The organism is Sphingobium phenoxybenzoativorans, assembly GCF_001757355.1.
GTDB lineage: Bacteria > Pseudomonadota > Alphaproteobacteria > Sphingomonadales > Sphingomonadaceae > Sphingobium > Sphingobium phenoxybenzoativorans.
The window spans coordinates 1-18601 of record NZ_MINO01000036.1 but is presented as its reverse complement, the minus strand read 5'-3'; the positions used below and the strand labels follow the sequence as shown (position 1 = coordinate 18601).

General features: G+C 63.7%; 21 protein-coding genes. 13 read left to right on the top strand and 8 right to left on the bottom strand.

The genetic code is table 11. The annotated features are described in order from the left end of the window. Positions 1 to 43: 43 nt before the first annotated feature. Genes BHQ40_RS15675 through BHQ40_RS15665 form a run of 3 tightly spaced genes read left to right on the top strand, consistent with a single transcriptional unit; the run spans position 44 to position 3320 of the window. Positions 44 to 688, top strand: a complete 645-nt coding sequence (locus BHQ40_RS15675; protein ID WP_037519505.1) for a recombinase family protein — start codon at positions 44 to 46, stop codon at positions 686 to 688. Further along, entirely contained in the window at positions 688 to 2349 is a 1662-nt protein-coding gene (locus tag BHQ40_RS15670; RefSeq protein ID WP_008830442.1) for an IS481 family transposase, read from the top strand. The genes BHQ40_RS15675 and BHQ40_RS15670 overlap by 1 nt, the downstream gene beginning before the upstream one ends. Continuing rightward, positions 2349 to 3320, top strand: a complete 972-nt coding sequence (locus BHQ40_RS15665) for an ExeA family protein (protein WP_008830441.1) — start codon at positions 2349 to 2351, stop codon at positions 3318 to 3320. The genes BHQ40_RS15670 and BHQ40_RS15665 overlap by 1 nt, the downstream gene beginning before the upstream one ends. A gap of 166 nt (positions 3321 to 3486) precedes the next feature. On the opposite strand, the gene BHQ40_RS15660 is transcribed toward BHQ40_RS15665, so the two are convergent. From BHQ40_RS15660 to BHQ40_RS15650, 3 genes are read right to left on the bottom strand one after another with little or no spacing between them, the layout of a single operon-like run. Next, the gene (locus BHQ40_RS15660; protein ID WP_253183382.1) at positions 3487 to 4524 is read right to left on the bottom strand and encodes a DHA2 family efflux MFS transporter permease subunit; all 1038 of its coding nucleotides are present in this window, start codon (positions 4522 to 4524) and stop codon (positions 3487 to 3489) included. Position 4525: 1 nt separating this feature from the next. Continuing rightward, positions 4526 to 5635 (bottom strand): HlyD family secretion protein, encoded by a 1110-nt coding sequence (locus BHQ40_RS15655; RefSeq protein ID WP_021224645.1) that lies wholly within the window; start codon positions 5633 to 5635, stop codon positions 4526 to 4528. A gap of 13 nt (positions 5636 to 5648) precedes the next feature. Further along, positions 5649 to 7049 (bottom strand): efflux transporter outer membrane subunit, encoded by a 1401-nt coding sequence (locus BHQ40_RS15650; protein ID WP_020817751.1) that lies wholly within the window; start codon positions 7047 to 7049, stop codon positions 5649 to 5651. 107 nt (positions 7050 to 7156) lie between these two features. Between BHQ40_RS15650 and BHQ40_RS15645 the strand changes: the two genes are divergently transcribed. The 7 genes from BHQ40_RS15645 to BHQ40_RS15615 all read left to right on the top strand — a co-directional run bounded on the left by BHQ40_RS15645 (position 7157) and on the right by BHQ40_RS15615 (position 11623). Continuing rightward, complete coding sequence (locus tag BHQ40_RS15645) at positions 7157 to 7822, top strand: TetR/AcrR family transcriptional regulator (protein WP_020817752.1); 666 nt, start codon at positions 7157 to 7159, stop codon at positions 7820 to 7822. Beyond that, positions 7815 to 8204, top strand: coding sequence for a succinate dehydrogenase, cytochrome b556 subunit (gene sdhC / locus BHQ40_RS15640; RefSeq protein ID WP_029986468.1), 390 nt, complete (start codon positions 7815 to 7817; stop codon positions 8202 to 8204). The genes BHQ40_RS15645 and sdhC overlap by 8 nt, the downstream gene beginning before the upstream one ends. A 123-nt stretch (positions 8205 to 8327) precedes the next feature. Beyond that, complete coding sequence (locus BHQ40_RS15635; RefSeq protein WP_139139322.1) at positions 8328 to 9449, top strand: TetR/AcrR family transcriptional regulator C-terminal domain-containing protein; 1122 nt, start codon at positions 8328 to 8330, stop codon at positions 9447 to 9449. A gap of 57 nt (positions 9450 to 9506) precedes the next feature. Continuing rightward, positions 9507 to 9725 carry a hypothetical protein gene (locus BHQ40_RS15630; RefSeq protein WP_020817755.1) on the top strand — a complete coding sequence of 73 codons (219 nt, stop codon included), beginning with the start codon at positions 9507 to 9509 and terminating at the stop codon, positions 9723 to 9725. 161 nt (positions 9726 to 9886) lie between these two features. Then, the gene (locus BHQ40_RS15625; RefSeq protein ID WP_015063471.1) at positions 9887 to 10252 is read left to right on the top strand and encodes a DUF7673 family protein; all 366 of its coding nucleotides are present in this window, start codon (positions 9887 to 9889) and stop codon (positions 10250 to 10252) included. Positions 10253 to 10286: 34 nt separating this feature from the next. Further along, positions 10287 to 10658: a hypothetical protein gene (locus BHQ40_RS15620; RefSeq protein WP_015063472.1), complete on the top strand. Its 372-nt coding sequence runs from the start codon at positions 10287 to 10289 to the stop codon at positions 10656 to 10658. Further along, on the top strand, positions 10655 to 11623 hold the full coding sequence (locus BHQ40_RS15615; protein ID WP_020817756.1) for a tyrosine-type recombinase/integrase: 969 nt from the start codon (positions 10655 to 10657) through the stop codon (positions 11621 to 11623). The genes BHQ40_RS15620 and BHQ40_RS15615 overlap by 4 nt, the downstream gene beginning before the upstream one ends. Here BHQ40_RS15615 and BHQ40_RS15610 read toward each other — a convergent pair. From BHQ40_RS15610 to BHQ40_RS15600, 3 genes are read right to left on the bottom strand one after another with little or no spacing between them, the layout of a single operon-like run. After that, positions 11620 to 12240 carry a histidine phosphatase family protein gene (locus BHQ40_RS15610; RefSeq protein WP_015063474.1) on the bottom strand — a complete coding sequence of 207 codons (621 nt, stop codon included), beginning with the start codon at positions 12238 to 12240 and terminating at the stop codon, positions 11620 to 11622. The two genes, BHQ40_RS15615 and BHQ40_RS15610, sit on opposite strands and share 4 nt — an antisense overlap. Before the next feature lie 6 nt (positions 12241 to 12246). Then, complete coding sequence (locus BHQ40_RS15605; protein ID WP_020817757.1) at positions 12247 to 12525, bottom strand: toxin-antitoxin system HicB family antitoxin; 279 nt, start codon at positions 12523 to 12525, stop codon at positions 12247 to 12249. Positions 12526 to 12527: 2 nt separating this feature from the next. Next, positions 12528 to 12947 (bottom strand): putative toxin-antitoxin system toxin component, PIN family, encoded by a 420-nt coding sequence (locus tag BHQ40_RS15600; RefSeq protein ID WP_020817758.1) that lies wholly within the window; start codon positions 12945 to 12947, stop codon positions 12528 to 12530. 502 nt (positions 12948 to 13449) lie between these two features. Between BHQ40_RS15600 and BHQ40_RS15595 the strand changes: the two genes are divergently transcribed. From BHQ40_RS15595 to BHQ40_RS15585, 3 genes are all read left to right on the top strand, one after another. After that, positions 13450 to 14085 (top strand): transcription elongation protein SprT, encoded by a 636-nt coding sequence (locus BHQ40_RS15595; protein WP_020817759.1) that lies wholly within the window; start codon positions 13450 to 13452, stop codon positions 14083 to 14085. Positions 14086 to 14165: 80 nt separating this feature from the next. After that, the gene (locus BHQ40_RS15590; RefSeq protein WP_015063478.1) at positions 14166 to 14801 is read left to right on the top strand and encodes an AAA family ATPase; all 636 of its coding nucleotides are present in this window, start codon (positions 14166 to 14168) and stop codon (positions 14799 to 14801) included. A gap of 25 nt (positions 14802 to 14826) precedes the next feature. Next, on the top strand, positions 14827 to 15093 hold the full coding sequence (locus BHQ40_RS15585) for a hypothetical protein (RefSeq protein ID WP_020817760.1): 267 nt from the start codon (positions 14827 to 14829) through the stop codon (positions 15091 to 15093). Positions 15094 to 15164: 71 nt separating this feature from the next. Here BHQ40_RS15585 and BHQ40_RS15580 read toward each other — a convergent pair whose 3' ends face one another. After that, the gene (locus BHQ40_RS15580) at positions 15165 to 16076 is read right to left on the bottom strand and encodes a replication initiation protein (protein ID WP_015063480.1); all 912 of its coding nucleotides are present in this window, start codon (positions 16074 to 16076) and stop codon (positions 15165 to 15167) included. A 920-nt stretch (positions 16077 to 16996) separates the two neighbouring features. Next, positions 16997 to 18601: type IV secretory system conjugative DNA transfer family protein (locus tag BHQ40_RS15575; RefSeq protein WP_070156780.1), on the bottom strand; the 1605-nt coding region annotated here is incomplete at its 5' end.

Here is an 18601-nt window from a genome sequence, read left to right as displayed (position 1 = left end):
CCATCTTGCACCATGCCGGTAGTCTTTTCTGGCGGGGTACGCATTGCTCATTGGCTATATCCGAGTGTCCAAGTCGGACGGCACGCAAACGCTGGAGCCGCAGCGCGACGCGCTGTTCGCGGCCGGCATTGATCCGTCGCGCATCTATGAGGATATGGCATCGGGTCGCCACGATGCGCGGCCTGGCCTGACCGCCTGCCTGAAGGCGCTTCAGCCGGGCAACACGCTCGTCATCTGGAAGCTGGACCGCCTCGGCCGCGATCTGCGCCATCTGGTGACGACGGCGGAGGATCTCCGGTCGCGCGGGATCGGGTTGAAGGTGCTGGCAGGTGCCGGCGCGCAGATCGACACGACGTCTGCCAATGGCCGTCTCGCTTTCGGCATCTTCGCGGCGTTCGCCGAGTTCGAGCGCGAGTTGATCGCCGAGCGTACCCATGCCGGCCTTGCTGCGGCGCGCGCGCGCGGTCGCATGGGCGGTCGGCCGCGCAAGATGAACCGGGCGACGCTGACGATGGCGATGGCGGCGATGTCCGATCGAGGTGTCGTCGCGGCTGATGTCGCTAAGCGGCTCGGGATCACGACCACGACCCTGTATGTCTATGTCAACGGCGACGGCACCCCCAAGGCGCCGGGGCAGGCGTTGCTCGATGCGGGTCCCACTCGGCAACCGCAAAGCCAGGCTGCATAATGAGCGCGGGCGTCACGGTCCCCATCGAGGCGATCGTGACGCTCCGACGTCGTTTGGCGGCATTGCCGGCAAGGCATCCCGAGCGGCAGCCGCTGATGACATCGACCGCCGAACTCTACGACATCAGCCGCGCTACGCTCTACCGGCTGTTGCGCGGCGAGCGAAGGCCGAAGGACGCACACCGTGCCGATCGTGGCCTGTCGCGCACCATGCCTGCCGGCGAGATCGAATGGTGGTGTGAGGTCGTTGCGGCGATGAAGAGCCGCACGACCAACCGTCAAGGCCGTCGTCTCTCGACGAAGCGTATCCTCGAAATCGTCACCGAACACGGTGTCGAGACCCCCGATCGCGGTCTGGTGAAGCTGCCGGCAGGTCGGTTGGCTGCCTCGACACTCAACCGGCACATGCGGCAACGGGGATACGACACCGAGCGGATGACGCGCGAGCCGGCTGCGGTGCGCTATCAGGCCGAACGCGCCAACATGCTCTGGCATTTCGACATGAGCCCGTCGGATCTCAAGCAGTTGAAGGCCCCGACCTGGATCGATCCCGATCGTAATGGCGCGCCTACGTTGATGCTGTTCTCGGTGGTCGATGACCGGTCGGGCGTCGTCTACCAGGAATATGCGCTCGTCTATGGGGAGGATGCCGAGGCGGCGCTGCGCTTCCTGTTCCGTGCGATGGCACCAAAGGAGGACAATCCGTTTGGAGGTATTCCGGAGAACATCCAGCTCGATGGCGGCCCGGTCGGCAAATCGAGCGTGTTCAAGGGGGTCATGGAATGTCTCGGGATTACCGTCACTCCGCACATGCCAGCAGGGTCGGACGGACGCCGCACGACCGCGCGCGCCAAGGGGAAAGTCGAGCGCCCGTTCCGCACTGTCAAGGAAGCGCACGAGACGCTGTACCACTTTCACGAACCCGCCAGCGAGGAGGAGGCCAATCGCTGGCTGGCGCGCTACATCGCCACCTACAACAGCGGCGACCATCGTCGCGAGCCGCATTCTCGGATCGACGACTGGCTCGGCCACCTGCCCGATGGCGGCATTTGCGCCATGTGCAGTTGGGAGCGCTATTGCGCATTCGCGCGCGAGCCAGAGCGCCGCAAGGTCGGCCTCGACTGCCGGCTGACCGTCGCCGGCGTTACCTATGAGGTCACGTCCGAAGTGGCCGGCGAAACGGTTGTCGTCTGGTGGGGGCTGTTCGACCAGGAGCTATGGGTCGAGCATGGCGATGACCGATACGGCCCGTTCGATCCGGTCGGAGGGCCGGTGCCGCTGCATCGCTATCGCAAGCATCGCAAGAGCCGGCGCGAGGTCCGCGCGGATCGCGTCGATGCGCTGGCGACGAAGATCGGAATCCCTCGCTCGGTCTTGACGGGCGAGGACGACATCGTGGTGATCGGTCGCAAGCCCACCGATGGGATCGCACCTGTGCCGGCCCGGCCATTCGCCGATCCAGATCCGTTCGCCGAACTCACCTTCGCCACGCCGCTCAAGGCACGCTTCGCCATATCCGAGGAACTGCGCCTGCCGCTTGGCGGCCTTTGCGAAGAGGACCGCGCCTTCATCGACGCGTTGCTCGCGCGCACGCTGTCCCGGCCCGAAGTGATGGATGAAATCCGCAGGCGATTCCCGCCCGGCCACAGACGGAGCGGCTGATGCAGACCGAGGTGATGCGCTATTACGGGCTGGCCCGGCCCCCGGTCGATCTCGGCTTCTTCGAGACCGAGCATCATGCCCAGCTTACCCATGATCTGAAGACCGCGATCACAGGTGGTCGCCTGATCGCGCTTACGGCCACCATCGGCTCGGGCAAGACCGTGCTGACGCGGCGACTGCGCGAAGAACTAGAGCGCGAGGGCCGTGTGATCGTCTCGCGCGCGCTCAGCCTGGAAAAGGCCAAGATATCGGTGCCGCTGCTGGTTGCAGCGCTGTTCTATGATCTTTCGTCTGAGAAGACCGTCTCGATCCCAAGCCAATCGGAACGGCGCGAACGCGATTTGCAGGAGCTGTTTCGCAAGGCCAAGCGACCGGTCGCGCTGTTCGTCGACGACGCCCACGACCTCCACCCAAAGACGCTGACCGCGCTCAAGCGCCTCGTTGAGCTTGTCACCGAGGGCGGCGGTCAACTGGCCGTGATCCTCGTCGGCCATCCGAAGCTGCGCAACGACCTGAAACGCCCGCTGATGGAGGAAATCGGCGACCGGACGACCGTGTTCGAGTTTGGCGGCCTGCGCGATCGGCAGCGCGACTATATCGACTGGGCGCTGCGCACCGCACTGTCGCCGGGGATAGAACCCGATGCCGTGCTGACCGAAGACGCCGCGATCCTGCTCGCCGCCAAGCTTAAGACACCGCTCCAGATCGGCCGCCATCTCGTGCGCGCGTTCGAAGCCGGGTTCGAGGCCAGCGTGAAACCGATCGATGCCGCTACCGTAGAGGGTGTGCTGTCACGCCAGATTGACGACCTCGAACCCCAGCTTACCCGCCACGGCTACGATACGAAGAGCCTGGCGGACCAGTTCGACGCCAAGCCGGCGGAGATACGGCAACTGCTCCGGGGCGGGCTTGATCCGGCTCGTGCGCGCGAGCTGACCGACGATATGCGCGCGGCAGGATTACCGCTTTGACCGCCGTGTCCGCGATCCCGCGCCGCTCGGTGAACATCTCGCGTCCGTCGCATCGAATGTGATTTGCGTCTCACCGAACGTGCGCCGGCTGATCGCCAGCGTCTCACATAATTCAAGCGCGAAAGCCCCCTCTATTGCAGTTCCGGGCGATCATCATTGCGAGCCGCTACACATAGGTGACGATCAGGCGCGGGTCGATCTTGCCCATGAGCCGCCCGACGATCGGGGCCGTCACGACCGCCAAAATCCCCATGGGCGCGGTCGCAAAGCCCGCCCAGGTCGCGGTGTAGCCCATCATCTGTTGCAGCCAGAGCGGGGTCAGCACGATATTTCCGAAGAACAGCCCGAACATTAGCCCCAGCGATAGCGTGGAGATGAGCCAGGTCCGGTTTTTGAACACCGAAAGGTCGATCACCGGATCATCGTCGGTCAGCTCCCACAGGATCAGCGCGCCGAGCGCGATCGCCGCGACGATCGCCATCCAGACGATGAAGGAGGATGAGAACCAGTCCAGTTCGCGCCCCTTGTCGATCATGGTCTGGAACGCGCTCACGAACACGACGAGGAGAAGGAGGCCCACTATGTCGATCCGGCTGCGCGAGATCGGCGTTTCGCGGTTGTGCAGCAGCCACCAGGCGACGCCGCTAACGGCAAGCCCGAAGAAGATGTTGATGTAGAAAATCCAGCCCCAATGATAATTGTCGGAGATGTAGCCTCCGAGGATAGGGCCGAAGATCGGGGCCACCACGGTCGTCATGCCCCATATCGCCAAAGCGATGTTGCTCTTGTCCTTGGGAAAGACCGAAATCAGCAGGGTGGCCGTTAGCGGGATGATCGGGCCACCCGCGAAACCTTGCAGGATGCGGAACAGCACCAGGAAGCCGAGCGAGCCGGACAGCCCGCAAAGGATCGAGCAAATCACGAAGGCGATGACGCAGGCCGTGAACAGCCGCACTTCCCCGAACCGGCGCGAGAGCCAGCCCGTCAGGGGAACGGTGATGGCTTCGGCGACCGCATAGGCCGTGATGATCCACGTCCCCTCTGTCGTTGAGACACCAAGATCGCCCGAAATCGTCGGCATCGCCACATTGGCGATCGTCGTATCGAGCACCACCACGAAATTGCCGAACGACAGCGCGGCCGCCGCCATGGCGAGTTTCGCGCCTGTCAGCGGCGGATAACCCTCAGCACTATGTGCGGACATTTCAGCGTGCCCCGGAAAGATCGACCGTTGCGTGCATCGACAAGCCGACGCGCAGCGGATGCTCTTTCAGTTCCTTCGGATCGAGCCGGATGCGAACGGGAAGGCGCTGGACGACCTTGATCCAGTTGCCGGTCGCGTTCTGCGCGGGGATCGCGGCAAAGGCCGAGCCGGAACCGCCTGCGAACCCTTCCACGCGGCCATGATACACCACGTCCGAGCCGTAGAGGTCCGAGGTGAGATGCACCGGCTGACCGGGCTTGACGCCGCGAAGCTGGCCTTCCTTGAAGTTGGCATCGACATACATATCCTGCACGGGAACAACGACCATCACCGGCACGCCTGGCTGCACCCGCTGGCCGACCGCGACATGGCGCTGATCCACGACGCCATCGACCGGCGCGCGGATGACGGCGCGTGAGAGGTCGACCTTTGCCTGATCCAGACGCGCCTTCGCGGCAAGAACTTCCGGGTTGGTTTCGACGGTCGTGTCCTCGACAAGCACCTGATTGGCGCGCCGCGCGCCAGCGGCGGCCGCGACACGCGCCTTGGCCTGGTTGACGGCGGCTTGCGCCACCCGAACCGCCGTTTGCGAGTCCGACAATTCCTGCTGCGAGATCGCGCCGGGCGCGGCGAGACGCTGGCGACGCCGCTCATCGAGCAACGCCTTGTCGAGATCGGCCTGCGCGCGAAGCAGATCGGCCGCGCCCACGCCCTCCTGGCCTGCGAGATTCACGTCATTTTCCTGAACCTGCCGGACCTGCCGACGCGCGCGGCCGAGCGCCGCTTCGGCCTGCGCGACCGCAAGGCGCAGATCGGTGTCGTCCAGCTCCACCAGCACGTCGCCGGCGCGCACCGCCTGGGTGTTGACGACAGCCACCCGCTTGACCGGGCCGCCGACAAGCGGCGTGACCTGCGACACCTCGACATTCGTGTAGGCGTTCTCGGTCGATTCCGTGTCGCCGGCGATGAAGGTCGCCCATATCCACCAGCACAGGGCGATCAGGACGATTGCGCCGCCGAAGATGAGGAACAGCCGCTTTCGCTTCCCGCTCTTGGACGGGGGCGGGGTGTCCTGCATATCGTGGTCTTGCTCAAGGGTGGCGTCGGTCATCGGTTATTCCCAGTCAAGAGTTGGTATCGCTGGCCGGGACAGCCGCCTTGAAGCCGCCGCCCAGGGCTTTCGCCAAGGCAATGTCGAGGATGAAGCCCCGCAGGCGCAGGGCGGCCGCTTGCTCGCGCGCGGCCAGAAGGGCGTCCTCGCTGATGAGGACCGATTGGTAGTCGGAGAGGCCCCCTTCATAGCGCATCTTGGCGAGGCCATAAGCCGCGTCCTGGCGCGCGACCGCCGCATCTGTCCGATCCACGCGCTCATGGAGCGCCCGCAGCGACGTTGCCGCGTCAGCGGCTTGATGGAGTGCCTGGAGTAGTGTTTCGTTGTAGGTCGCGACCGCCGCGTCATAGTCGCCCCGCGCACCGCGATAGCGTGCGCTTAATCGCCCGCCCTGGAAGATCGGCAGGCTGATCGCAGGCCCGAAGGAACCGATCACCGATTCCGACTTGAAAAGATTGTCGAGGCCGAACGAGGCAAGACCGATGAGGCCGCTGATATTGACGTTCGGATAGAAGCCGGCGCGGGCGACGCCTATGCGCTCGGCGGCGGATTCCACCCGCCATCTTGCGGAAACGACTTGCGGATTACGTCCGACGAGTTCGGCCGGAATGTTTGCCGGCAGGGCGTCGGGGCGTCGGGTGCGAAGTGTAGGGGCTTCGATCGACAGGCCGCGATCCGGCCCCGCGCCCACCAGCGCCGCGAGCGCATTGCGGCTAAGCCCGATCGCCTCGTTTATCGCCGCGAGTTGGGCTTCGGCGCTCTCGACGCCGCCTTGTGCCTGTTCCAGCGACGTGCGCGGCTCAAGGCCGGCATCGAAACGCCGTGACACCAGATCGAGCGTTGCCCGCCGTATCCGCACCGCATCGGTGGCGACGTCCTGACGGACCAGCAATTGCGCGAAATCGACATAGGTGGTGGACACGGCCGCCGCGAGGGCGAGGCGGGCCGTCGCGTCATCGGCTTCGGCCGCCTTTTTCTCCGAGACAGTGGCGCGCAGCGCCTTCCTGTTCTTGCCCCAAAGATCAAGGTCGTAGTTGAGGCTTCCGAGGCCCGCCACCAGCATGTGCCAGTCGCCATCGGTAGGCAGACCGATGCTTTGTGTAATGCGCGATTCGCGCCCGGTAACGGTAGCGCCGACGCTAGGCAGGAGGGCCGCCCGCGCCAGCTCGACCTGCGCGCCCGCCATACGGATTCGTGCGGCCGCTTGCTCGATGGTCGGTGAATCCCGCAGCGCCTCACTGACCAGCGCATCGAGTTGCGCGTCGTCGAAGGACCGCCACCAATCATCGTTCGGCCAATCCTGCGACGAACCCGCGAGCGAGCGCGTCGATGAGAATGAGCCGGGCAGGGCCGGGTCGGGGCGGGGACCAAGATTAGGGATGCTCGCACATCCGCTCAGTCCGGCCACCAGCATAAGTGTCGCTATTCGCCGCATCGTCCACCGTTGGTAATTCAGATTACCGCTTGACCGGCAAGGTAACGGACATTACCAGTCAAGAGGTAAGGCGAATGGAGTTGCAAATGGCCACAGCCACCCACGCGCGCCGTCCGTCGAAGAACGCCAGGCGGGCCGCCATCCTCGAAGCGGCAGCGCAGGTCTTTTTCGAGCAGGGCTATGCCGCCACCAGCATCGACGCGATCATCGAGCGTCTCGGCGGCTCGAAGCGAACGATCTACAACGAGTTTGGCAGCAAGGAGGGGCTGTTCACCGCCCTGGTTTCTGAAAACGCGGGCACGGCACTTTCCGCCCTTGCGGTTGATGGTCTGGAGGGCCGGAGTCTTAGCGAGGTTCTACTTGAATTTGGCCGGCGCTTACTCGCTATCTACATGTCTCCCGGTTTGATCGGCGTCTATCGTTCGATCATGCCCGAAGCTGGCCGCTTTCCAGAGCTGGCGCGCGAATTTTTCGAGAAGGGGCCGGGTCGCGCTTCCGATCGGCTCGCCGAGGTTCTGGAAGAAGCCCGCGATCGCGGCGAAATCGAACTCGAAGATTGTCGGGGTGCGGCAGACCACTTCGTCGGCATGTTTCGCGACAATCTCCATCTGCAAGTTGTTCTTGGCCTCCGACCGCCGCCATCGCCCCCCGAGGCCGAAGCAGCCGTGACCTCCGCCGTCGGGATTTTCCTCCACGGAATCTACGGCGTGGACCGGGAAGGGAGAGCGAAGGGGCAGATGAGCAATGGCTAATACGAAACAGCGACCGCTATCGCCGCACGCGACGATTTATCGACCACCGATCGCAATGATGACGTCGATCATGCATCGTTTCTCCGCCATTGCGATATCGCTGGTCGGGATGCCCTTGCTGCTTTGGTGGTTGTGGTCGATTTCCGAAGGCGCCGACGCATATGAGCGCTTTACCGCCTTCGCGACGAGCTGGTTCGGCACATACATCCTGTTCGGGTTGTCCTGGTGCGTGTTCCAGCATCTAGCATCGGGCATCCGCCACTTCGTCATGGATATTGGAGCTGGGTATCGCCTCAAGACGGCGCGCTTGGGAGCGATCGGCACCTTTGTATTTTCATCGACCATGACCTTGGGATTCTGGACAATATTGGAAATGAAATAGCATCGGGACGTTATGTTATGAGTTCCCCTAAGAAGCATGAAATTCAAAGTCTCATAGAGATGCTATCCATTAGCAACAGCATGGGAGCGACTATACAGCTTGTCTTGGTAGTCGCAGCGCTTTGTGCGGTTTTCAGCACATTATTCTGGTGGATACGATGATCGCGATTGTCGCGTCACGTTGTCCCCTAAAGACCTGACGGGGCCTCGCGCGATGGTGGCCAACGACAACGAGCCGATACCGCACACGGAGTGCCGGGAAGGGCGCGTCGAGACGCATGAGGCGTCGCTGTCGGAAAGTCTGTCGCGTCTCGAATTGACTATCATCGCGCTTGCCGAGGCCGACAGTCCGGCGAGCCTTTTCGAGCCTTCCCGCCTGCACAGATGGTATCGCGTTCTTGTTGCCACGCGGTTGCCCAACCGGCTCGCGAATCCGCGACTTGAGGCGCTGCGGCGTTTCGCGATTCTGGCTCGCTACGGCCTCGCTGATGACCCTGGCGAACGTATGAGAATTGCAAGGGCGGGGTTCAACATGGAGCAGATCGAGCTGATCGCGGGCCGGGTCGCGGCCTTTCGCAACCGGCCACATGGCATCTTCTCGACCATAGCGGCTTGGCGTTTCCGCGTATTGGTGCGTCTGCTTTCTACGAAGCAGGCTCCCGACGAAGATGATGTGGCGTCTGCAAACCCGGATATGGGCAAGCCAGTAAATCCAGATGAACAATCGAACGGCGATGAAGGAGCGACAGCGCGCCTAGGTGCGGGTCCGAACACCGATTTCAGCGGTCGTTGGGTCGTTTCTCTTAGGAGCGGCGGCGATGACCATGATCTTCGCGCTATCCTCACCGAATTTGGCCAGCGGCTTCTCACGGCGATCACTTCGCCAACGCTTCTTCCGATCTACAAGGCAGCGGTTGGCGACCCCGGAATTTCGCCGGATTCTATCAAACAATTTTTCGATGATGGTCCCCGCGCCGTGACCGATGGCCTCGCCCATATGCTTCGGAGCGCCGCGACGAGGGAGGAAATCTTTGTCAATGACTGCGCGATCGCCGCGCAGCAGTTCGTGGGAATGGTGCGCGCCAATATCCAATTGGAGGTGGCTCTAGGACTCCGCCCCGCCCCGCCACCAGATGAAATACGGCATGTCGTCGACCAAGCCGTCGAGATTTTCCTTCGCGGTATCCAATGCAAATGCCCGCCGCCGCGCCCGCAGGCAGCAACGGTCCAGCGTGGGCGGCGATGACCGATCGGATGTGGCTGATTCCCCCCAATCCCCAAAACCAGAGAAAGGGAAACTTTGATGTCAAACCTTGTGGAAGTCATGATCGGGACGGAGCGCAGCTCGGCTACGGCGCTTGGTGATTATCATTTCACGAAGCATCCCGCGATCGGCGAGAGAGTGGACATTGATGCGAAATCCCTGATCGTGGTCGATGCTTGGCACCGGCCCAGCACAACATTCGCCGGCTCTAAATTTACCGTTGTGCTGAACGAACACGCCGAACCTGCAAACAGATAGGCGACCACCATCGACCCCCCCCGTCGATGCGATAGGTTGCCGCGCGGCTGCGTGTAAGCAGGCACGCAGCCGCGCTTCCGTCAAATTTTGGTGGCCCGATTCCCCTGCCAGTTTATGTATGATAATGTCCTTTATCATACATTCAAAAGGACCGGGATTGCATGACCGAGAAGGCCGCCACGACACCCCCGCAGCGCCGCCCGATCATCCGGGCCGTGAGCTTCGATGAAGTCGGCGAGGCGATCGGCCGCTTGCTCCCGATCGCCATGCCGCCCACGCGCGCGGCCGAGACGGGCGCATCGGCGAAGGTCGCCGATTTCTTGTTGGCCTGGTGGAACGGCGACGAGTGCGGGCATTTCCCGATCCTGCACCTTTGCAACGTCGATGCCGTCATTGCCGAGGATATGCTGACCATCATGGCCTATCTGGCGCAGGAGCCGACCACCTACGCCGACGCATGGGGCTATCGCGACGCGATGCACGACCTTTGGGTGCGGTATCGCGGCGATCCTACCGAGAGCGTTTAAACGTGCCGGAGATCCACGACCAAAAGGGAGTCCTATGACCGACGACGAGTTGCCCGACGACAACCCCGCCGAGCGCGCCCAGGCCAAGGCGCTGCGCGAGCAGGCCCGCGCGGGCGGCTTGCGCTTCGAGGCGTATCTACCCGGCAGCATGGCCGATTGGCTGCTGGCGCAGATCGAGCGGGGTAGGTTCGCCGACCCTTCCGAGGCGGTGTTCCTGATCGTCCAGAACTTCATCGAAATGGAGCCGCACCGCGACCTACAGGACGAGCTGCTGCGCCGGATATTGCAGGCCCGCATTGACGATCCGAGGCCGGGGATTCCGCATGATGAGGCTTGCGCCAGAATCGATCGCTTGCTTGCCGAGCCTCGCCCCGATCCGGCACGATGGGAGAAGATCGCGCGATGAACCAGCTCGCCCCCCTGCCCTCGCCCGCATCGTCGCCGGCGCTGCCGGCGTTGATCGCGGCGGCCGACGATGACACGCGGCGGCGCTTCCTTGAGTTCTTCGCCGTCACCATCCGCAACCCCCACACGCGGCGCGCTTATGCGCGCGCAGCGGGCGACTTCCTCGCCTGGTGTGAGGCGCGCGGCGTCGCCTCGCTCGCCGGCGTGCAGCCGCTTCATGTCGCGGCCTGGGTCGAGGCGCTGGGGCGCGAGCTGGCCGCGCCCAGCGTCAAACAGCAGCTCGCCGGCGTGCGTCACCTGTTCGACTGGCTGGTGACGGGCCATATCGTGCCGGTGAATCCCGCCGGATCGGTGCGCGGACCGGCGCATAGCCAGCGGCGCGGCAAGACGCCGGTGCTGGCCCCCGACGAGGCGCGGCGGTTGCTCGACAGCATTGACGTGACCACCCATGCCGGCCTGCGCGACCGCGCCCTGATCGGCCTCATGGTCTATAGCTTCGCCCGGATTGGTGCCGCGCTCTCCATGCGCGTCGAGGACGTGTTCGTGCAGAACCGCCGCCTATGGGTGCGGCTGCACGAAAAGGGTGGCAAGCGCCATGAAATGCCCTGCCATCACAATCTTGAGCATTACCTGGTCGAATATATCGACGGGTGCGGTTTGCGCGAGGACCGCAAAGGGCCGCTGTTCCGCACCATCGCGCGCGGCACTAAGCGACTAAGCGATACCCCCCTGCCCCAAGCCAATGCCTTCGCGATGGTGCGGCGGCGCGCGGCGGCGGCCGAGATCGGCACGGCGATCGGCAATCACAGTTTCCGCGCGACCGGGATCACCACCTATTTGAAGAATGGCGGCACGTTGGAGACGGCCGCGACGATGGCGAACCACAGCTCGACGCGCACCACCCAGCTCTACGATCGACGGCCTGATGACGTGACGCTGGACGAGGTGGAGCGGGTGTTGATCTAGGCGGCGACCGCTGGCCCACAGGCCCAGCGGTCGCCCTGCCAATGAAACCCCACCCGCTGCGCGTTGCCGATCGCGGGCGGCTCCCCCTTGCGCCAGAACGCGCGCATCTTGGCCCGGTCATCCATATGAGCGTCGGCGACGATTGCGCGTGCGGCCTGGATGAATTGCCCATGCCCGAACACATAGGCCAGCGAGTCAGCAGGCATGGCGGCGAGACGCGCCAGCGCGGCCTCGCAGCGCCGTAGCAGCGTGCCGAAGCTCTCCGCCCCTTCCCCGTCGCAATAATCAGGATCGGCCGCGCTCCAATAGCGTTCGAGGTGCGGCATCCTTTCGGCGCTGCGCGTGCCGTTCCATCGGGAGGGTTGGAGATAGGTAAATTCTTCGATCGGCCACGTCTCCACCGGCACGCCGGGAAAGCGCGCGATCGTCGGCGCGGCCGTCTGCCGGGTGCGGGTATAAGGCGACGTGACGATAAGCGCGGGCGCTTCCGTCCAGCTCGCCGCGACCGCGCGGGCCTGTTCCTGGCCGCGCTCCGTCAGCTCGATCGTCGCCAGATCGTGACACGGCACGCCGGCGTTGCCGGTGCTTTCGCCGTGCCGGATGAAGATGGCCCTCATGCCGGATTACTGGCGCAGGCGATCGAGCGTCCAGCCTTCCGGCAATTCGTCGCCGGCTTCGGGCGGCCGATTAGGCACCTTGTCGAGAATACGGCCCAGGCCGCTGCCGGTGTGGCCCTTCGCGCGGCGCGTGAAGAACTCGGCCGCCGTCTCGACCGCGCCAATTTTCTGCGCGACCGCCGTTGCGATCCATTGATTGAGGCTAACGCCATCTTCCTTTGCCAGTCGCGCCGCTGCCGCCTTGATCGAGGTTGGCAGCTTGAGCGGGTAGGTCGCCTTGCTCATTGTCATAACTCCTTCAACAGATCGGCGGGCTGCATCAACCGGATTCCGAAGCGCGGGGCTGCGCCCCGGAAATCGCGGATATTATAAGTCACAAGCGCATCGGCCCGCCCGTTAATCGCCGCTTCCAACACCATTTCGTCGTCGGGGTCGCGTAGTTGCGGCCGCCACAGCAAATGCACCTCCACCGGCTCGATCAGCGCCGCCAGCTCGCCAAGCAGTTCGTCCACGGCCTCCAACGTCAGCCCCGACACTTGCCGCTGCTCCGGTCGTTTCAGCACGTCCTCATATTCGAGGAACAGCGACGGCGTGGCGAGTATCTTCAAGCGGCCATACTCGACGGCGCGCAGTAGGGCGAAGCTCGCTCCCGTTTGGCTCCGCAGCGCCGTGGCGATAACCGAGGTATCTAATACGACTCTTTGCATCGCGCTTAATATAACATCCTATGGGATGTTTTTCTAGATGGCTCTAGTCCGCCACTGGCGAAGCGATGAGCCGGCGACAAGGCGAGTAGAAATCAATCATCTGTATATCATAACGCTATCGTTACGCTGTCATATGGACATTAAAAGGCAATATCGGGCGCGACCCTTCGGGCACGGCTCTATCTCCGCGTGACCGCTCCGACCAAGCCCGCAAGCGGTCTTGGCGCATAAGCGTGACGATCCTCGCGTGAGGCAGGGGCCTTGCCCCTGCCCTGTCGTGCCGGCGTGCGCCGGCGTGTCGTTTATTTGCGTGGGGAGAGGGCGTTCCGTCCCCCTCTCCCCAGCAACGGGAATCAGCGGGACCGGGTTGGCGCGAAGCGCCCGCCCGCACCACTCCCGCAGATTCCCGCTGCCCCCCTCTCCTGTCGTCGTTCTTGGGCGTCCGTGTTCCGGCCGATGGCACGGCCATCGCCGGACAGGCGATTTGAAGGGAGTAAAAACGATGACGCAGGACAACCGGGAAAGCTGGCTCAATGCGGTGGCGGCGGGCATGGCCCCGCTGTTCGAGGCGCTGGACGCCCCCCTGCCCGCGCATATCCGCGTGGCGATCGGCTTCACCAGCACGGGCCGCAAGGGCAAGGCGATCGGCGAGTGCTGGGACAACCGGCTTAGTGCAGATGGGCATTTTGAAATCTTTATCCGTCCCGACCTCGCCCACGCGGCCGACGCCATGCCGGCGCAGATCGCGGCGATCCTCGCGCATGAACTGGTCCACGCGGCCGTGGGCATCCCGGCAGGGCATGGGAAGGCGTTTAAACGGGTCGCCCTTGGCCTTGGCCTGGTCGGGCCGATGCGGGCGACGACACCGGGCGAGGCGTTTCTTGTCGCTATCGCGCCGATCCTAAAAGCCGTTGGCCCCCTCCCCCATGCCCGTCTCGATACGGACGGCGAATCCACCGCTCCCAAGAAGCAGAAAACCCGGATGCTCAAATGTGAGTGCGCGACGTGCGGCTATACGGTGAGGACCGCGCGCAAGTGGCTTGAGCTGGCCGGAGCGCCGCTTTGCCCGATCGAGGATCATGGCCAGATGGAGCACGAACCGCTGGACGACGAGGACGAGGGGGAGGGCGGCGAATAATCGCCGCCATCAAATGTATATCGCCTAGCATTACAAACGCTGCTATATAGCGCGCACATTGCCAGCGGAGCGAGAGCGGAATGATATTGGCGGTCGGAAACACCAAGGGCGGCGTCGGCAAGACCACGCTCGCCGTGAACCTCGCGGTCGCGCGCGCGCTTGCGGGCCGCGACCTTCTGCTAGTGGACGGCGACGAGCAGGGAACCGCCCTTACCTTCACGGAGCTGCGCGCCGAGCGGCTTGGCGAGGCTGGCTATACCGCCGTCGCGCTCACTGGCGCGGCTCTTCGCAGCCAGGTCCGCCAGCTCGCCCCCAAATATGATGACATCATCATCGACGTAGGCGGACGCGATACCGGCTCGCTGCGCGCCGCGCTCACCGTGGCCGACACGCTGCTGGTGCCGGTGCAGCCGCGCAGCTTTGACGTGTGGGCGCTCGACCAGGTGGCGGCGCTGGTGGCCGAGGCGCGCGAGATCAACGAGGGGCTGCGCGCCGTCGCGGTCCTCAACGGCGCGGACCCGCAGGGCGGCGACAATGAGGCGGCCTTGCAGATGATCGGCGATATTGAGGGGATCGAGGTGCTGCCCACGTCGATCGTGCGCCGCAAAGCGTTCCCGAACGCGGCGGCCGAGGGCAGGGCGGTGGTCGAGCAATCCCCGCGCGACGCCAAGGCGATAGACGAGCTGGCCGCATTGGTCAGTGCGGTATTTGTATAGCATAATGATAGCGGAGTGAATGAAAATGGCTATCGCTCGTAAACCGAATAGCAAGCCCAAGCCGCCCGTTACCGACGACGCGGCCGACGCCTTCATAGCCGGTGCCGCGAAACCGACAGCGCCGGCGATCACGGAGGCGGCCGAGGACGGGCCGCGCAAGTCGCCGGTCATGTTGCGGTTCGATCGCGCTTTGCTGGCGAAGGTCGATGCGGCGGCGAAGCGGCGCGGGATCAGCCGCAGCGCATGGATTCAGTTCACGGTGAGCCGCGCGCTCGATGCTGGCGAGGGATAGGGCCGGCGAGGAGATGGGCGTCGCAGGCTAGGCAGGCGCAGCGCGCGAAAAGTGAGTTTTGGGGTAGGGCCTCACCTTTGGGCCGCTGGCGCGCTGAAATCCACCAGCACCGGCATTTCGGGTATGTCTCCGCGCAGCTTCGCCCGCCGCACAATGCTATGCTGGTCGATCAGGTTTTGCGCGTCGCGACGGCCGCTCATGGTCTTGGGAAGCCACATCATCGAAACCCGCTCGACCTTGCGGCCCTTCTTGATCGGGGTGAACTCGACCCAGAAGGGGCAGAGCTTGTTGATTTCCTCTTGAGCGACCTTGAGGCAGTATTTGTTGAAATCGGCGAAGCGTTCCAACTTGCCTTCCGGCACGTTGAGCAGGCCGCGCAGCTCCGCGATAGTGAACTCCTCGCTTTGCTTGTATTCGAGGCCGATACGGCGCTCGATCATTTCATAGAGGCAGAGCGCGTATTTCGACTCGAAACAATACATCACTTGCGTCTTGAGGCGGGCATAGACCTCGCTGTTACGCAAAATCTCAATCAGTTCTTCGGGGATGCGGTAATGCAGGAACCCGTCTTTTTCGAGGCTTTCATCGCTGGGGCCGAGAAGCTGGACGCGGCGCTTAAAGCTCTTGCCGCCCTTGCGGATCGTGACGATCGCGATGGTGCCCATCAGGCGCAGCAGCGAGCTTTCTATGCGCTCATTGCCCTGGTGCGTGCCTTTGAGCGCGCTTTTCGGGATGCGGTGGATGACCGGCTCGCCGATCCGCTCCCAGGCGTTGGCGATCAGCAGGTTATAGATTCGCCGATCGGCGAGGGTGAGGGGGGACAGCTCGACAATATCGACCAGCTCGCCGGGTTTGACAATTTCTCCATAATTGGCGGGATCAAAGGGATTGCCGCGTCCCTTTTGCGCGAGGGTCAGAGCGGTGTCGCCGTCCAGGGCAACCTTTGCCTTTCCGCCATTTACAGGTGAGGTTGCATGATTCATGCGCTCACCTTAGCAATTAAAGTGAGCTAGGCAATTCTTAAAGCTCGCCGTTCGACCATAGGGAGGGGATACCCCAAAACTCACCGATGAAAATGCCCATACCCCAACACTCACCGGACTCGACCCCAACACTCACCTTTACCGACCCCAAAGCTCACCGAAGGCTACCCGAAAACTCACGCGACTCGACCCCAACACTCACTTTTCGAGGCCATTTCTCTAGGTTTTCTGCGGGTTTGAGGCACCCTGAATCTTGAATCTAAGAAGAATCTTTGAATCAGAACGCGAACGGTGAGCTTTGGGGTAGGTTCGTCTGTGGATAACTCGCCACGCTATCCCGCGCCGCTGCTGAAGAAGAAGAAAAGCGCCGCCTCTTGGGGGCTTCGCCCCCGCCGGCTCGCGGCCTTCGGCCGCCCCGGATGGCTAAAGCCATCCTCCCACCCGGCATCCCCCATGATGAGCCGGCTTCGCCGGCACGCTTTTAATTATAAAGGGAGATTAGTCGCACCGTAGCGCCCAACCTTCCAGCACCGCGCCCAGCTCCACTGTCGCAATTGGCTTTCCAGAAAAGCCAGGCGGATAGGGCAGCGATCTATTCGAGAGGGCAGGGCAGGCGGAAACGTCGCTACTGGTGCGATTTCCGGGCCGCTGGACGGCATTTCGGGCGTTCGATAGGTCGGGGAGAGTCGAACGTGCTAAGCCGCTCTATGGGCGTCCCAGGGCAGGATTTTTCTGAAAGTAGATCCTTGTCGCCTCGCCGCGCCGACCCGCGAAAAGTGAGCCGATACCCCAAAACTCACCTTTCGCGCGGCAGCGGTAGATTTTCAACGCTTTCGGACGATTTCACGGATGCCGATATATGGCGGAACGCCATCGGTTAGATATACAAATGATATTATGATGCTTGCGCTTGAAGCCGTTTAAACGGGCTGCACCGGATCGAACCGTCCCGCGAACTCGCGATCGACATAATAGGCGAGCTTGGTGGCGACGATCGGGCGCTGGCCGGCGAGGAACAGGAGCTGCAAATCGGGCCGCAGGGTGCGGACTTCATCGGGGGTCAGCAGCGGGCGGCCGACATGTTGCACGCCGAACGAGATTCCGGTTTCGTCGGCATCGAGAGCGCGGCTCATCGTCTCGAACATCACCGTTTCCTGGCCGAGCAGATCGGAGACGAGCTTGGCGCTGTCATGGTCGTTGACGCCGAATATCTGTAACGCCCCGGCATTGGAGAAGAAGGTGCCGGCGCGCTCGCGGTAGAGCGTGCGGAGCTGGTGAATATCTTGGCAAATCGGCCAGAGCTGGACGCCGTAGCCGGCCATCAGGCCCATAGCGCGTTCGACCGGATCGAGGCGGCCGAGCGCGGCAAATTCATCGAGCAGGAACAGGACGGGGCGGGCAGGGACCGCGCCGCGCGACAGATCGGTGAGGGCTTGCGCGATCATCAGGCGCAGCCAGCGGGCATAGGCGGCGATGCGATCGGGCGGCAGGACGAGGAAGATTGTCGCCGGCGACGCCTTCATGTCGGCGAACGCGAAATCCGAGCGGCCGAGAACCCGGCCCATGCGTGGGGAATCGAGGAAATGGGTATGGCGCTGCGCGGCCGACAGCACGCCGGAGGCTTCCTTGTCGGACTTGCCGAGATGGCGATTGGCGGCGCGCGCGACCAGGCCGCCGCAGCCTTGCATGTCGGAGAGCAGGGCGGCGAAGGCTTGCGGGGCGAGCGTCAGATGATCGCGCAGCGTGGCGAGGGTGCGGGTCGCGGGCGGCTCGCTGGCGACGATATGGAGGATCAGGCCGGCGATCAGCGCCTTGGCTTCGTCGTTCCAATGCGCCTCGCCCGCTTCGCCGGGAGCGTCATAGACCAGCGCGTCGGCGAGCGTCATGGCGTCGTCGGCGAGATCGAGACCGGCGGGGTCGATCCGATCCAGCGGATTGAAGGCGGCCGAGGGCAGGCCGGTGATGCCGAACGGATCGAGGATATGGACCGGACCGAACCTGGCGCGCTCGCGCGCGGTGACGATGGCGTTCTCGCCCTTGGGGTCGATGCACACGACCGGGCCGGGATAGTCGATCAGGTTGGGAATGATCGTGCCCACCCCCTTGCCGGTGCGCGTCGGCGCGATCGTCAGCAGATGGGCGGGGCCGGGATAGCGCAGCAGCTTGCGGGTTTTCATGTCGCGGCCGATCAGCAGGCCGGTATCGGCGCGGGCGAGGGCGCGCGTCTCGTTCGCCGTGGCGAAGCGGGCCGAGCCGTGCGTGTCGTCGCCGTCAAGGCCACCATAGCGCAGGATTAGCGGTTGAAAGAGGGCGCGCAGGACGATGAGGATGACGACTAGGCCCGTCAGCATCATCAATGCCTGGTAGATCAGGGAATCGCGGGGCAGGCCGAGCAGCTTTTCCGCGATGAGCGGCATCCCCAGCCCCAGCACCAGGGCGACGATCAGGAACAGGGCCGCGACGCGCAGCAGATGGCGAATGAGGGCGATCGGGCTAAGGGTCAGCGCCGTGATCGCCCATATTGG

Coding starts and splice junctions, on each gene's coding strand:
- BHQ40_RS15670 (WP_008830442.1), top strand. CDS start 688: ATGAGCGCGGGCGTCACGGTCCCCATCGAGGCGATCGTGACGCTCCGA.
- BHQ40_RS15665 (WP_008830441.1), top strand. CDS start 2,349: ATGCAGACCGAGGTGATGCGCTATTACGGGCTGGCCCGGCCCCCGGTC.
- BHQ40_RS15660 (WP_253183382.1), bottom strand. CDS start 4,524: ATGTCCGCACATAGTGCTGAGGGTTATCCGCCGCTGACAGGCGCGAAA.
- BHQ40_RS15655 (WP_021224645.1), bottom strand. CDS start 5,635: ATGACCGACGCCACCCTTGAGCAAGACCACGATATGCAGGACACCCCG.
- BHQ40_RS15650 (WP_020817751.1), bottom strand. CDS start 7,049: ATGCTGGTGGCCGGACTGAGCGGATGTGCGAGCATCCCTAATCTTGGT.
- BHQ40_RS15645 (WP_020817752.1), top strand. CDS start 7,157: ATGGCCACAGCCACCCACGCGCGCCGTCCGTCGAAGAACGCCAGGCGG.
- sdhC (WP_029986468.1), top strand. CDS start 7,815: ATGGCTAATACGAAACAGCGACCGCTATCGCCGCACGCGACGATTTAT.
- BHQ40_RS15630 (WP_020817755.1), top strand. CDS start 9,507: ATGTCAAACCTTGTGGAAGTCATGATCGGGACGGAGCGCAGCTCGGCT.
- BHQ40_RS15625 (WP_015063471.1), top strand. CDS start 9,887: ATGACCGAGAAGGCCGCCACGACACCCCCGCAGCGCCGCCCGATCATC.
- BHQ40_RS15620 (WP_015063472.1), top strand. CDS start 10,287: ATGACCGACGACGAGTTGCCCGACGACAACCCCGCCGAGCGCGCCCAG.
- BHQ40_RS15615 (WP_020817756.1), top strand. CDS start 10,655: ATGAACCAGCTCGCCCCCCTGCCCTCGCCCGCATCGTCGCCGGCGCTG.
- BHQ40_RS15610 (WP_015063474.1), bottom strand. CDS start 12,240: ATGAGGGCCATCTTCATCCGGCACGGCGAAAGCACCGGCAACGCCGGC.
- BHQ40_RS15605 (WP_020817757.1), bottom strand. CDS start 12,525: ATGAGCAAGGCGACCTACCCGCTCAAGCTGCCAACCTCGATCAAGGCG.
- BHQ40_RS15600 (WP_020817758.1), bottom strand. CDS start 12,947: ATGCAAAGAGTCGTATTAGATACCTCGGTTATCGCCACGGCGCTGCGG.
- BHQ40_RS15595 (WP_020817759.1), top strand. CDS start 13,450: ATGACGCAGGACAACCGGGAAAGCTGGCTCAATGCGGTGGCGGCGGGC.
- BHQ40_RS15590 (WP_015063478.1), top strand. CDS start 14,166: ATGATATTGGCGGTCGGAAACACCAAGGGCGGCGTCGGCAAGACCACG.
- BHQ40_RS15585 (WP_020817760.1), top strand. CDS start 14,827: ATGGCTATCGCTCGTAAACCGAATAGCAAGCCCAAGCCGCCCGTTACC.
- BHQ40_RS15580 (WP_015063480.1), bottom strand. CDS start 16,076: ATGAATCATGCAACCTCACCTGTAAATGGCGGAAAGGCAAAGGTTGCC.